General features: G+C 70.1%; 13 protein-coding genes. 5 read left to right on the top strand and 8 right to left on the bottom strand.

Features of this window, described 5'->3' with window-relative positions; all coding sequences use genetic code 11:
• Positions 1 to 7 precede the first annotated feature (7 nt).
• The 4 genes from LL648_RS40725 to LL648_RS40710 all read right to left on the bottom strand — a co-directional run bounded on the left by LL648_RS40725 (position 8) and on the right by LL648_RS40710 (position 2880).
• Complete coding sequence (locus LL648_RS40725; RefSeq protein WP_305080820.1) at positions 8 to 778, bottom strand: amino acid ABC transporter ATP-binding protein; 771 nt, start codon at positions 776 to 778, stop codon at positions 8 to 10.
• A complete protein-coding gene (locus LL648_RS40720; RefSeq protein ID WP_232668325.1) occupies positions 775 to 1443 on the bottom strand; it encodes an amino acid ABC transporter permease in 669 nt (222 codons plus the stop codon). Before LL648_RS40720 ends, LL648_RS40725 begins: the two co-directional genes overlap by 4 nt.
• Positions 1444 to 2202 (bottom strand): amino acid ABC transporter substrate-binding protein, encoded by a 759-nt coding sequence (locus LL648_RS40715; protein WP_232668324.1) that lies wholly within the window; start codon positions 2200 to 2202, stop codon positions 1444 to 1446.
• Between the two features lie 129 nt (positions 2203 to 2331).
• A complete protein-coding gene (locus LL648_RS40710; RefSeq protein ID WP_232668323.1) occupies positions 2332 to 2880 on the bottom strand; it encodes an NAD(P)H-dependent oxidoreductase in 549 nt (182 codons plus the stop codon).
• Between the two features lie 369 nt (positions 2881 to 3249).
• Between LL648_RS40710 and LL648_RS40705 the strand changes: the two genes are divergently transcribed.
• Positions 3250 to 5112, top strand: a complete 1863-nt coding sequence (locus tag LL648_RS40705; RefSeq protein WP_232668322.1) for a putative nucleotidyltransferase substrate binding domain-containing protein — start codon at positions 3250 to 3252, stop codon at positions 5110 to 5112.
• Positions 5113 to 5191: 79 nt separating this feature from the next.
• Here the strand turns inward: LL648_RS40705 and LL648_RS40700 are convergent, their stop codons facing one another.
• Together LL648_RS40700 and LL648_RS40695 are read right to left on the bottom strand one after the other, a co-directional pair.
• Entirely contained in the window at positions 5192 to 6046 is an 855-nt protein-coding gene (locus LL648_RS40700; protein ID WP_232668321.1) for a glutamate ABC transporter substrate-binding protein, read from the bottom strand.
• A 1-nt stretch (position 6047) separates the two neighbouring features.
• A complete protein-coding gene (locus tag LL648_RS40695) occupies positions 6048 to 7592 on the bottom strand; it encodes an amino acid permease (protein WP_232668320.1) in 1545 nt (514 codons plus the stop codon).
• A 441-nt stretch (positions 7593 to 8033) separates the two neighbouring features.
• Between LL648_RS40695 and LL648_RS40690 the strand changes: the two genes are divergently transcribed.
• On the top strand, positions 8034 to 8825 hold the full coding sequence (locus tag LL648_RS40690; RefSeq protein WP_232668319.1) for a L,D-transpeptidase: 792 nt from the start codon (positions 8034 to 8036) through the stop codon (positions 8823 to 8825).
• 92 nt (positions 8826 to 8917) lie between these two features.
• Here the strand turns inward: LL648_RS40690 and LL648_RS40685 are convergent, their stop codons facing one another.
• A complete protein-coding gene (locus tag LL648_RS40685; RefSeq protein WP_232668318.1) occupies positions 8918 to 10048 on the bottom strand; it encodes an FAD-dependent oxidoreductase in 1131 nt (376 codons plus the stop codon).
• A 164-nt stretch (positions 10049 to 10212) separates the two neighbouring features.
• Here LL648_RS40685 and LL648_RS40680 point away from each other — a divergent pair, with 164 nt between their 5' ends.
• Genes LL648_RS40680 through LL648_RS40670 form a run of 3 tightly spaced genes read left to right on the top strand, consistent with a single transcriptional unit; the run spans position 10213 to position 11656 of the window.
• Entirely contained in the window at positions 10213 to 10536 is a 324-nt protein-coding gene (locus LL648_RS40680) for an ArsR/SmtB family transcription factor (protein ID WP_232668317.1), read from the top strand.
• Entirely contained in the window at positions 10533 to 11027 is a 495-nt protein-coding gene (locus LL648_RS40675; RefSeq protein WP_232668316.1) for an SRPBCC family protein, read from the top strand. Before LL648_RS40680 ends, LL648_RS40675 begins: the two co-directional genes overlap by 4 nt.
• On the top strand, positions 11024 to 11656 hold the full coding sequence (locus LL648_RS40670; protein WP_232668315.1) for a maleylpyruvate isomerase family mycothiol-dependent enzyme: 633 nt from the start codon (positions 11024 to 11026) through the stop codon (positions 11654 to 11656). The genes LL648_RS40675 and LL648_RS40670 overlap by 4 nt, the downstream gene beginning before the upstream one ends.
• Before the next feature lie 267 nt (positions 11657 to 11923).
• Here LL648_RS40670 and LL648_RS40665 read toward each other — a convergent pair whose 3' ends face one another.
• Positions 11924 to 12274 carry a hypothetical protein gene (locus LL648_RS40665; RefSeq protein WP_232668314.1) on the bottom strand — a complete coding sequence of 117 codons (351 nt, stop codon included), beginning with the start codon at positions 12272 to 12274 and terminating at the stop codon, positions 11924 to 11926.
• Positions 12275 to 12829 lie beyond the last annotated feature (555 nt).

Raw genomic sequence — 12829 nt, 5'->3', positions numbered from 1 at the left:
CGCTCGGCTAGATCGGGTCCAGGATCCGCTTCAGGAACTGGCGGGTGCGGGCCTGCGTCGGCTCGCCGATCACCTGCTCCGGCGGCCCCGCTTCCAGCACCACGCCGCCGTCGATGAACAGCACCTGGTCGGCGACCTGCTGGGCGAAGCGGATCTCGTGGGTGACGATCACCATCGTCCAGCCGCCCGCGGCCAGGTCCTTGATCACGCTCAGCACGTCGCCGACGAGCTCCGGATCCAGGGCCGACGTGGGCTCGTCGAAGAGCATCAGCTGCGGTTCGAGCGCGAGCGCACGGGCGATCCCGACGCGTTGCTGCTGGCCGCCGGAGAGCTGGTACGGGTACTGGTCGGCCTTCTCCTCCAGCCCCACCTGCTCCAGCAGCTTCCGCGCGGCGCTGAGCGCCTCGGCCTTCGGCCGCTTCTGCACGATCACCGGGCCTTCGATGATGTTCTGCAGCACCGTCATGTGCGGGAACAGGTTGTGGGCCTGGAACACCATGCCGCTCTGGGCGCGGAAGCGGGCCAGCGTCGCGCGGTCGACGGGCTCGGCGAAATCGACCGTGAGGTCGCCGATACCGATCACGCCGGCGTCGGCCTTGTCGAGCGCGTTGAGCGTGCGCAGCACGGTCGTCTTGCCTGATCCGGACGGCCCGATCACGGCCGTCACGGTGCCCTTCGGCACCTCGAACGAGATGTCGCGCAGCACCTCGTGATCACCGAACGCCTTGCGCACCCCACGCACGGTCAGCAGGTCGGTCACGTCGGTCTCGGCGGTCATCGAGCCACGTACCTCTCCAGTCGGGTCTCCAACCGGCTCTGCCCGAACGAGAGGATCACGCAGATCACCCAGTAGTAGACGGCGGCCACGCCGTAGAGCGCGAAGAAGTCGAACGTCGGCGCCGCCGCCAGCTGCGCCACCCGCAGCAGCTCGGTGACGAGGATCGTCGAGGCCAGCGACGTGTCCTTGACCAGCGAGATCAACGTGTTGGAGAGCGGCGGCACCGCCACCCGTGCCGCCTGCGGCAGGATCACCCGCTGCAGGGTGGTCGCGTACCCCATGCCGATGGTCTGCGACGCCTCCCACTGCCCCTTCGGGATGCTCAGGATCGCCGCCCTGATCACCTCCGCCGCGTAGCCGCCGACGTTCAGGCTGAACGCGATCACGGCCGCCGGGAACGGGTCGATCACGATGTTGAACTGCGGCAACGCGTAGAACACGATGAACAGCTGGACGAGCAGCGGCGTGCCGCGGATGACGGAGATGTACCCGCGGGCCAGCGCCGAGAGCGGGCCTGTCTTCGAGATCCGGGCCAACGCCACCAGCAGGGCGACGACGAGCCCGAACACGAAGCTGATCGCCGTGAGCGGGATGGTCTGGGTGACCGTGGCGACCAGCATCGGCCAGAGGTTGCGCCAGATCAGCGCCCACGTGGCGGGATCCATCTACTGGCCGCTCACATCGGTGCCGAAGTACTTGTCCGAGATCTGCTTGAGCGTGCCGTCGGCCCGCAGCTCGTCCAGCGCCTTGTTGACGTCGGCGATCAGGCCGCTGTCCTTGCGCGCGGCGAACGCCTGCTCGCTGGTGTCACCGGTCTTCGCAACGATCTTCAGGTCGGGATCGTTGTTGGTCGACTTCAGGTACTCCCCGACGGCCAGCGTGTCGTTCACGGTCGCGTCGACGCGGCGGTCCTTGAGCAGCCGCACGGCCTGCACGAAGCCCTCGACGGCCTCGACGTTCGCGCCGGCGCCCTTGGCGACCTCGGCCCAGTTGCTGGTGGCGGACTGCGCGGTGGTCTTGCCACGCAGGTCGGCGAGGCCCTTGATGTCGGTGTTGTCGGCGCGCGTGACGATCACGCCCTCGGACACGGTGTAGGCCTCGGAGAGGTCGTACTTGGCCTTGCGCTCGTCGGTGATCGTCACCTGGTTCCCGACCAGGTCGAAGCGCTTCGCCTCGAGCCCCGCGAAGATCGAGTCCCACGGGGTCTGCACGAACTCGACGGTCTTGCCGAGCTTCGCGCCGACGGCCTGGGCGACCTCGACGTCGTAACCGGTGAGCTTGCCGTCGGGACCCTGGAAGCTGAACGGGCTGTAGGTGCCCTCCGTCCCCACCCGCAGGGTGGTGGAGTCGGATCCGCTGCTGCAGCCGACGATCGTGATGGCGGCCAGCAGCGCGGCGGCTGCGGCGAGGAACGTGCGACGCACGGACTTCTCCTTCGACTGGCGGATTGTGGCGCGAACCGCAGCGATCAACAGATCCGGTTGACGTGGGGACGAATGCTCTCACGTCTACGCCGACCGGTCGGCATTTCATCCTTGCGACATCAATCTGCGTCAAATTTGCGGTGTGATCCCCTGCAACGCGGGCGACGCGGCGATCGCCGCCGCCAGGTCGCGCAGCGCGGCGCCGTGCGCGGCCGCGAGCGCGGCACTCGCCTCGATGAGGGTCGACCGGTCGACGTAGCCGCCGTGATCGAGGTAGAGGCCCGGGGATAGCACCTGCACCGCGAAGAAGCCGGCGAGCACGTCGCGCAGGTGCCCGAGCGCGAGGTAGTGGTGCCCGCTGGCGCCGGTCAGGACCGTGGCCGCCGCGGTGCCCTGCAGCGGCGCGGTGGTCTCGCCCCACTTGCCGCGCTCGGTCCGTTCGAGCAGGTCCTTGAGCAGCGCGCTGTAGGTCGCGCGGTAGACGGGGCTGCCGAACACGACGGCGTCGGCCGCGGCGAACTGCGCGATCACGGCGTCGGCGTCCACCTGCGACAGCTCCAGCAGCGATGTGCTCGCGCCGGCTCGCTCGGCGCCGGCCAGCACACCGGCGACGGCGGCGGCGGTCCGGCCGCCGGGTTCCGGTCCAGCGACGACACCCAGCACGTGCGGCTCACCCACGCCGTCCACCTCTCCTCGGCTCCGGCACCACCGGCTCGGCAAGACCGTAACCACCGCGGTGGAACAGCAGCGGGGAGGCGGCCGGGGTCGGCGCCGAGCTCCCGCACGCGGCCGGTGACGATCACGTGGTCACCCCCGTCGTACTCCCGCCACAGCACGGCGCCGACCCAGGCGCAGGCGCCGTCGCGGGCCTCACCATCGGCGTCAGCGCCGGGACCGACCAGGAGCAGATCCTGCTCGACCGGAACCGGCAGAACGAAGCGGCCGGCACGGCGCCGCAACGAGGGGTTGACGACGTCGCAGGTCAACCCGCCGGGGCTGCCGCGAAAGGCGGCGTGACGGGCCGGTCGCTGTGGCAGCATGCTGCGCATGGAAGCGACCGGCGGTGCGGTCGAGCTCGCCGCGTTCCTCGCGAGGCACCCACCCTTCGACTCCGTCGGCGCCACTGCGCTCGACGCCATCGCGGAGGGCTCCGTCCTGGAGCGGTTCGCCGAGGGCGAGCTCGTGCTCGACGCGTTCCGCGACCCGACCGTCGAGGTGTTCGTCGTGATCGAGGGGCACGTGCAGCTGTGGAACAACGCCGACACGCGTCTGGAAGGGCCGGACGAGGTCGTCTCCCCCGGCGGCATGTTCGGCTTCTCCGCGATGCTGACGGAACGCTCGATCGGGCCACGGGCCGTCGCCGCCGGCGCGGTCCTCGTGGCGCGCATCCCGGCCGCGCTGGCCGCGCCCGTCTTCACGTCGAGCCGCGGAGCGCGGTTCCTGGCGGAGATGGTTTCCTCGGCCCGCCGCCGGGTGCCGGCCGCCGCCGCTCCGACGTACATGCTGGTCGACGACCTGATCGTGCGGCCGCCGCTCGTCGTCGATCCGGACCTGCCGATCGGCGAGGTCGCGCGACGCATGACCGCGGACGGCGGACCGGCCGCGGTGCCACTGGGCGACGGCCGGTTCGGGCTGGTCACCGACGCCGTGCTGCGCACCCGGGTGCTGCTGGGCGCCGACCAACCCGGCTCGCCCGTGCGCTCGATCGTCGACACGTCGGCGCCCGTCGCCGTGCTGGGCGACTCCGCGGCCGAGGCGCACATGCTGATCCTCGACCGCGACGCCGAGTTCCTGCTGGTCACCGACCGCGACGGGGAGCTGCGCGGGGTCGTCGCCCCGCGCGACTTCGCCGTCTCGCCGACGGCGGCGGGGATGTCCGTGCACGAGCAGCTGCGCCGGGCCGCAACCGTCGAGGACCTGGCCTGCCACGCCACCGACATCCCGACGATGCTCGACGACCTGCTCTCCAACGGCCTCGCGTCCGGCCGGGTGATCGCCGTGTACTCATCGGTCGTCGACACGCTGGTCAGGCGGGCGCTCGGGTTCGTCTTCGCCCGGCACCCCGAGCTGTCGGTCGACGCCTTCACGTGGCTGTCGCTGGGCAGCAACGGGCGGCGCGAGGCCGTGCTGAGCTCCGACGTCGACTCCGCGGCCGCGTTCGACGGGCCCGTCCCCGAGGACGGGATCGCCGGCTACCGGGCGGCGTTCGGCGAGGTCTACGATGTGCTGGCGCAGGCCGGGCTGAGCGCCGACGACCACGGCGCCACGGCCCGCCATGCCCTCTTCGCCCGCACCAACGACGAGTGGCGCGCGGCCGGCCGGGAGTGGATGGCCGCGCCCGAGGCGCACAACGGCGCGATGATGACGTCGCTGCTGGTGGACGGGCGCCCGATCCACGGCGACCCCGGCCTGCCGGCCGTCACGCAGGTCTTCGGCGACCTGCGCCGGCACCCCGGGACCATGCGGTTGCTGCTGCAGGAGTCGTTGTCGAAACGCGCGAAGCTGCGGTCGATGCGGCACATCCTGAGCCGCCGGCCCGACACGTTCGACATCAAGGCGCATGCGCTCGTGCCCGTCGTCAACATCGCCCGCTGGGCCGCTCTGAGCGTGGGCTCGGCCGCGCTGCCCACCGTCGAGCGGCTGCGCGCGGCGGCGGGTTCGGCGATGCTGCCGGACGAGCAGGCCGGCACCCTCATCGAGGTGTTCGGGGTGCTGCAGCGGCTGCGGCTGCGCTACCAGCTGATGCAGCACGCGGTCGGCGACCGGCCGTCCGACCTGATCACCATGAGCCGGATGTCCTCGATCGACCGCAGCGTGATCGCCCAGGCCGTCCGCGAGATCTCCGCCGTCCAGCGGCGCATGGACAACGTCGCCCAATACGTCCCCACCAAGGAGTGGGCGTCCCGCTGACACGAACTTCCCCACCGTTTTGCCTATTTGCACGCCCCGCAGGGTGTGCAGGTTGGCAAAACGGTGGGGAACTTCGGGGTCAGGCGGTGCCCGGGTTCGGCGGGCCGGGCAGTGCGTAGCCCGACGGGGCGACGGTGATGCCCAGCGCTCGGCGCCACGAGCCGTCGGCGACGTACTGCTTCAACGCCTCGTTCACCTGGTCGCGCAGCACGGTGTTGCCCTTCTTGACACCGACGCCGTAGGTCTCGTCCGAGAAGCCGCGCCCGACGACCTTCAGCGCGCCCTGGTACTGCGGCTCGGAGGCGTAGCCGGCGAGGATGACGTCGTCGGTGGTCACGGCGTCGACCTGGCTGTCGGCCAGCGCCCGCACGCAGTCGGAGAAGTGCGGCAGCTCCTTCAGCGTGATCCGCCCCTGGTACTGCTGCACCACGTTGGCCGCCGACGTCGTTCCCGGCACCGAGCAGAGGTCCTTGCCGTTCAGCGTCTCCGGCCCGGTGATCTCGGTGTCGTTGCGGCGCACCAGCAGGTCCTGGTGGGCCACGAAGTAGGGCCCGGCGAAGTCGACCACCTGCTTGCGCTCGTCCGTGATCGAGTAGGTGGAGAAGACGAGGTCGACCTCGCCGCTCATCAGCAGCTTCTCCCGGTCGGAGCCGGTGGCCTCGCGCCACGTGATGTTCGCTTCCGGCACGCCGAGCGCCTTCGCGACGTAGGTGGCCGTCTCGACGTCGAAACCGCGGTAGCTCGTGCCGTCCTTCAGCCCGATCCCCGGCTGGTCGAACGAGATCCCGATCGTGAGCTTCCCGTCGGTGCGCGCCCCCGGCACCAGCGCGGGCGACTCGTTCGGGCCCTCGCTCGCCCCGCCGCAGGCCGCGACCACGGCCACCGTCAGCCCGGCGATCGCCGCTGCGGCGATCCGTCGCATCGTGCGCGCCATCTCAGCTCTCCTCGTCGGCCGGCGCCGCGGGGTCGAGGTCGTCGGCGTCGACGCTCGGCCCGTACGTCGGTCCGTCGTTCGACCAGACCGCCTCGACCCGCCCCTTGGTGTTGGCGACGACCGCCGGTTTCACCAGCTTCCAGCCCAGCCAGAGCAGCAGCGCAAGGATCGGGATGCCGAACACCACCACCAGGAACGAGACCTTGTGGCTGAAGTATGGACTGCTCTCCCAACCCGAGACGGCCAGCCCGACGACGACCAGCGCGAGGAAGACGAGCCCGAAGATGCTGGTGTAGGGGTGTCCCGGCATCGGGAACGGGCTGGGCGGGACCACCCCGCGCTTCACGAGCGACCGCAGCCGCAGCTGACAGAGGAAGATCGTGGCCCAGGTGAAGACGATGCCGATCGCCGCTGCCTCCAGCGCGACCTCGAACGCGTCGGGGATCAGCGCGTTGAGCACGGCGCCGAAGACGAACACCACCGACGTCATGACGATGCCGGCCCACGGCACGCCCGAGGAGCTCATCTTCAGCGTGAAGGCCGGGGCCTGCTTGGACATGCCGAGGCTGCGCAGCACCCGCCCGGTGGAGTAGAGGCCGGCGTTGAGGCTCGACATCGCGGCCACGATGAGCACGATCTGGATCAGCGTGCTCATCCACGTCAGGCCCATGCGGTCGAAGACCGTGACGAACGGGCTGGTCCCCGACTTGTACTCGTCGGTGGGCAGCATCGAGACCAGCAGCAGGATCGAGCCGCAGTAGAACAACGCGATCCGGAAGATGACGGCGTTGACGGCCTTGGGCACCTCGCGGGCCGGGTTGGACATCTCGCCGGCCGCAACCCCGACCATCTCGATCGCGGCGTAGGCGAACACGACGCCGGACATCACCAGGATCGGCCCGTACCAGCTGAAGTCGCCGCTCGCCGGCCAGAAGCCGCCCGGGTTGCTCCACAGGTTCTGGAACCCGGCGACGTGACCGCCGATGCTGAACCCGCCGATCACCACGATCAGCCCGACCACGAGGAAGACCACGATCGCGGCGACCTTCGCGATCGCCGCCCAGAACTCGAACTCGCCGAACGCGCGCGCGGACAGCAGGTTGACGGTGAGCACGACGGCGAGCGCGATGAGCACCGTCGCCCAGGTGGGCATCAAGGGGAACCAGTACTGGATGTACAACCCGACGGCGGACAGCTCGGCGATCCCGGTCAGCGCCCAGTTGAGCCAGTACATCCACCCGGTGACGAACGCCCACCGCTCGCCGAAGAACTCCCGCATGTAGGAGACGAACGCGCCGGACGTCGGCCGGTGCAGCACCAGCTCGCCGAGCGCGCGCATGAGCAGGAAGGCCACAACACCGACGAACGCGTAGCTGAACAGCAGGGCCGGCCCGGTGCTGTGCAGCCGCGACGCCGAGCCGAGGAACAGCCCCGTCCCGATCGCGCCCCCGATGGCGATCATCTGGACGTGCCTGCGTCCGAGGGTCTGCTTGTAGCCGACCTGCTCGGCGTCCAGTGAGTGATGGTGTTCCCTGGTCTGGGTCATGGCATCGTCCTCACGGTCTGCTCGGGGTGACACATGGCGACCAGGTGAACACTGCCTGATGAACAGGCTCCGGTCATCCATCGTTGGAGCAAACCTTGGTCCGATCGTGGGCCATGACCTGCGGGTTTCGACCCCGATCTCCCTTTAGCCGGTATCGCGGTGAACCACGCGGGACGGCACGGCGCAACCCCGGACAGCCGTCCGACACCGGGAGCGCAGCATGCGGGGGACCGGATGGCTGGCGGTCCGGACGCTTGCAGGGGCCGATAGCCGACAATTCACTGAAATCGGACGAAACGCTGAACGATTACCCCGATCGGAGCACAATCAAACGCATTTGTGTGCAACCTCTGCCCGACCCGGACGTCTACCTGTCGAAGGCCGATCCCGGTCGGCCCGGTTTGTCCGTCGGGGTGCTCAGTGAGGAATCAGAACTTCAGCATGGGACGCAACCAGGTACGAAAGATCGGCATCGCGCTGCTGATGGCCGCCGCAGTGGTTTCGGTTCAGGCGTGCGGGTCCGCCAGCACGACACCCGCATCCACGCCGTCCGCTGCGTCGGCGGCGCTTCCGGCGGCCGCGCCGGCTCCTGAGGACGAGGCGGAGGTCACTCCGACGCCCGAGCCGACCGCAGCCCCCACGCCGACCGTCGCGAAGAAGTCGCCCCAGCTGGTCGCGGCGTCGCAGCCGCTGGCGGACGGCACGCCGTGCACGGTCGCGGCGAAGGCGTGCGTCGACCTCGACTCGCAGCGCGCCTGGCTGCTCGACGGCAAGGGCGAGGTCGTCCGCGGCCCCGTGGACGTCGCCTCCGGCAGCAAGGCGGAGCCCACCCCGCCCGGCTGGGACCTGCGCGTGTACCTGAAGGACCAGGACCACGTCAGCAACGAGTCGTTCACCGACGGCGTGCCCGACCCCATGCCGTACTCGGTGTTCTTCGACGCGGGCGGCATCGCCTTCCACGAGGGCAGCCCGGAGGGCGCCTCGGCCGGATGCATCCACCTCGGCGACGAGGACGCCAAGGCCTGGTTCGCCTTCCTCCAGATGGGCGACCAGGTCCAGGTCGTCAACGCGTCGAAGGTGATGCCGGAGCGCGGCCTGACCTACGACGGCCCGGTGTACGGCTACGGCGGCGCCCGCGCTGCCGGCGAGGGCGAGAAGAAGCACGACCGCGACGGCGAGCACGACAACAACCGCGACGCCCGCAGCGCCGAAGGCGGGAGCAACGACGACTGACCGGCCGGCGCCGGGACCCGAACCGAGCGTCGACAACGACGTTCTGGCGGTTTGTGAGCGCTAACAACAGCCAGAACGTCGTTGTCGACGAGCTACGCCGGGGACCCGCCCAGCAGGTCGACCATGACCTGGGGGACGTCGTCGCCGAACATGCTCTCGAGGAGGACGGCCTCGTCGAGCGGGGTCTCCGACCGGACGAACATGGCCTGCTCGTACTCGGCGAGGGCGCTCTCCACGTCGCCCGGGTGGGCGACGATCGCCTTGCCGAGCTCCGCCCCGTCCAGCATGGCCAGGTTGGCGCCCTCGCCGTTCGGCGCGGCGAGGTGTGCGGCGTCGCCGACGAGAGTGACGCCCGGCACGCGCTCCCAGCGAAGCCCCATCGGCAGCGCGTAGTACGGACGCCAGACGGGTGCGGTCTCGCTGTCGCTGATCAGTGCGGTGAGCGCCGGATCCCAGCCCTCGAACTCCTGCGCGATCCGCGCGGTGGCCGCGGCGGGATCGGTGAAGTCGATCGCGGCGAACCAGTCCAGCGGCTCGGCGAGCTGGACGTACGCGTGCACCGTGCCGCCCCGCTCGCGGTGGGCGTGGATCGCGCGGTCCGGCGGCACCCCGTTCGCGATCATCATCCCGCCGCCGACCGCGGCCGCCGCGGCGCAGTGGCGGGTGTCGACGTCGAACAGGTAGGTCTCGACCGCCGACTCGCCGACGTACTCGGGCACCGCAGCCGAGAGCAGCTGCCGCACCCTCGACCACGCCCCGTCCGCGCCGACCAGCAGGTCCGTGACGATGGTGCTGCCGTCGTCGAAGTGCACCTCGTGCCGGCCGTCGCCGAGGCCATGAGCACCGCTCGCCTTGCGCCCCCACCGCACGGTGCCGGTCGGGAGCGAGTCGATCAGCATTTGGCGCAGCTCACCGCGTTGCACCTCGGGGCGGCCACCGGAGCCGTCGTCCGGCTTGTCCAGCACGACGCTCCCGTCCCGCTCCAGCACGCGGATCTGCTGGCGTCCCTCCAGGACGAGACCGCGGAACTCCTCCATCAGACCGGCCGCCTCGACGGCGAGCTGCCCGTTGTAGTCGTGGATGTCGAGCATCCCGCCCTGTGCTCGCTCCATCGGCGACGCCTCGGCCTCGTACACGTCGGCCGCGATGCCGTGGACGTGCAGCACGCGCGCAAGAACGAGACCGCCGAGCCCGGCGCCGATGATCGTGACCGGAGTGGTCATCGAAGCTCCTCAAGATCGTGGCCGCCCGGGGGACCCGGCCGACCGTCACTGCGATTTCGACTCCGAGGGTCGTCCCGGCCGCTGATACCGGGCGCACAAGGCGCTGACAGCGCCTGACAGCACGAGTTGTTATGCACCCATATGTGCGTCTAGACTTACCGTTCGTGTCGGCTAACGGAGATGGTGGGCTGGGCCTGCTGGGCGATCCGACCCGGCGCGCCATCTTCGAGCTGCTCGCCCGGGGCCCTCGTTCGGTCCAGGAGCTCGCCGACGAGCTCCCGATCAGCCGGCCGGCCGTCTCCCAGCACCTCCGCGTCCTGCGTGACGGCGGCCTGGTCGTCAGCCACGCGGAGGGCACGCGCCGCATCTACCGGATCGACCCCGAGGGCGTCGGCGCGCTGCGCGCCTGGCTGGACGGCGTGTGGTCCGACGCGCTCACCACCTTCCACAAGATCGCCGAGAGCCCCTCCGAACAGGAGACCCCATGACCGAGGCAGCGCCCGTCCCAGCGCCCATCCCACCGATCGTCGGGACGGTCACCGTCGCCGTCGCGATCGAGAAGGCGTTCGACGTCTTCACCGGCTCGATCGACGCCTGGTGGCCGCACCAGTTCCACCTCGGGAAGGCCGACGTCGAAGAGGTCGTGCTGGAGCCCGTGACGGGTGGCCGGTGGTACGAGCGCGGCGTCGACGGAACCGAGTGCGACTGGGGCCGCGTGCTGCGGTGGGAGCCACCGCACCGCGTGGTGATCAGCTGGCAGATCAACGGGTCGTGGCAGTTCGACCCCGATCCCGAGCACGCCAGCGAGATCGACGTCCGCTTCACCGCGAACGGGCCGGCGGAGACCACCGTCGACATCGAGCACCACTCGTTCGAACGCCTCGTCGGCGGCGGGACGATCAACGACGCCATCCGCGGCGGTGGCGGCTGGACCTTCCTGCTGGACGGCTACGCGAAGACGGTGGCGGCCGAATCATGACCGCCGTGGACACGATGGCCCTCGCCCAGGCCGAACGCACCGACCTGGTGGAGCTCCTGGCGACGTTCACGCCGCAGCAGTGGGAGGCGCCGACGCTGTGCGCCGGTTGGCGCGTGCGGGACGTGATCGCGCACATGTTCAGCTACGAGGACCTGGGGTTCGGCGGCACGATCGGCAGGTTCGTCCGCGGAGGGTTGCGCCTCGACCGGGTCAACGCGCTCGGGGTTGCCGCGCACGCCGACGACACCCCCGCCGAGCTGCTCGCGCTCGCCAGGAGGCACCTGCGCCCGCGCGGCCTCACTGCCAACTTCAAGGGGCAGATCGCCCTCACCGACGCCATGATCCACCACCAGGACATCCGCCGGCCACTCGGTCTGCCCCGCGAGATCCCGCCGGACCGCCTGCGCGCAGCGCTGAACTTCGGCCGCACGGCCCCACCGCTGCGTTCGGTGCCGAGGATCCGCGGGCTCCGGCTGGTCGCCACCGATCTCGACTGGAGCAGCGGCGACGGCCCCGTCGTCGAGGGCCCCGCGGAGACGCTCCTGATGGCGCTGGCCGGCCGGAAAGGGCTGGAGGACGAGCTGTCCGGCCCCGGGTTGTCGACGCTCGCCGCTCGGATCTCGGCCTAAACCACGGCTGATCGCACGATCAGCCCAGTTGATAGCTGCATTAGGAAATCCTGCTTGTTCCATTTCTGTCGGTCACCGACGCTTCGCATGGCAATGCTCGAGAGAAGCGAGGGGGCCATCGATGAGGAAACTCAACAAGCAACTGCAGCAGGCAGGTGACCGGCTGCTGAACGTGTTCGTCCCCAAGGCCGCTGCACAGGCGCAGCCCGGCCAGTGGTGCACCACGCACTACATTTCGTGCGGCTGGCCGAAGGTCTGGTACCACGACTACGTGAAGGACGTCTCCTGCGGCTGCTGGTAGCCGCGGATCGCTTGTTGCTGGGTCGGTCCGTCGGATTCGACGGACCGACCTGGCGCGTCAACACCGTTCAGGGACGAAGTCAGGGAGTCGAGCAGACGGTCGCCGGGAGCCGGGCTCGGCGCCTGCCGCTCCTCCTGGACGACGAGATCCATGCGAGCGGCCGCCACCCCGGGGCGCCACAACTCGTCGAACACACCCATGAGGGAGTAGCCGCCGGACAACCCCCGGCGACGGACCCGAATCGCCAGTGCCGCGAGCCCGCCCAGCACGGCCGCGAACGTCGCCACGAGGACGACGAAGGCCAGGAGATCCGCCACGAAGTCAGGGTACTGATGGAAGCGGGTCGATGTGGCCCGGTCGGTATGTCCCGATGCGCGAGTCGGGGGTGGGCAGGTGAGTCGACACTTTCGGCACGGTGAGTCGACACATCCAGCACGGCGAGTCCTACGTTTCAGCGGGCGAGTCCCACGGCTCGACGGGCGAGTCCCACGTTCCAGCCGGCGAGTCCCACGTTTCGGCGGGCGAGTCACGCGTTCCAGCCGGCGAGTCCCACGTTTCGGCAGGCGAGTCCCACGTTCCAGCCGGCGAGTCCCACGACTCGGAGGGCGAGTCCCACGTTTCGGCAGGCGAGTCACGCGTTCCAGCCGGCGAGTCCCACGTTTCGGCAGGCGAGTCACGCGTTTCGGAGCGGTGAGTCGCGCGTTTGGGCGGGTGGTCGTGGGTTCTTGACGTGGTTCCGTCGGGTGGGCTCGCGGCGGATGGGCTCGTGGCGGCGGTTCTGTTGGTCTTGGTGGTCGCGTTTTTAAGGGCGCCCTCGCCGGGCGGGCAGATCTCCGGGATGGTCGGGTCGTGCCATCCCGTCGACCTCCTTG

Source organism: Pseudonocardia sp. TRM90224, assembly GCF_021245725.1.
Taxonomy (GTDB): Bacteria; Actinomycetota; Actinomycetes; order Mycobacteriales; family Pseudonocardiaceae; genus Pseudonocardia.
The sequence above is the reverse complement of the archived record's forward strand: the minus strand, read 5'-3'. Positions and strand labels throughout refer to the sequence as shown.

Bases quoted from the DNA above. Each gene is read 5' to 3' on its own strand.
- LL648_RS40725 (WP_305080820.1), bottom strand. From the start codon at position 778: ATGACCGCCGAGACCGACGTGACCGACCTGCTGACCGTGCGTGGGGTG.
- LL648_RS40720 (WP_232668325.1), bottom strand. From the start codon at position 1,443: ATGGATCCCGCCACGTGGGCGCTGATCTGGCGCAACCTCTGGCCGATG.
- LL648_RS40705 (WP_232668322.1), top strand. From the start codon at position 3,250: ATGGAAGCGACCGGCGGTGCGGTCGAGCTCGCCGCGTTCCTCGCGAGG.
- LL648_RS40700 (WP_232668321.1), bottom strand. From the start codon at position 6,046: ATGGCGCGCACGATGCGACGGATCGCCGCAGCGGCGATCGCCGGGCTG.
- LL648_RS40695 (WP_232668320.1), bottom strand. From the start codon at position 7,592: ATGACCCAGACCAGGGAACACCATCACTCACTGGACGCCGAGCAGGTC.
- LL648_RS40690 (WP_232668319.1), top strand. From the start codon at position 8,034: ATGGGACGCAACCAGGTACGAAAGATCGGCATCGCGCTGCTGATGGCC.
- LL648_RS40685 (WP_232668318.1), bottom strand. From the start codon at position 10,048: ATGACCACTCCGGTCACGATCATCGGCGCCGGGCTCGGCGGTCTCGTT.
- LL648_RS40675 (WP_232668316.1), top strand. From the start codon at position 10,533: ATGACCGAGGCAGCGCCCGTCCCAGCGCCCATCCCACCGATCGTCGGG.
- LL648_RS40670 (WP_232668315.1), top strand. From the start codon at position 11,024: ATGACCGCCGTGGACACGATGGCCCTCGCCCAGGCCGAACGCACCGAC.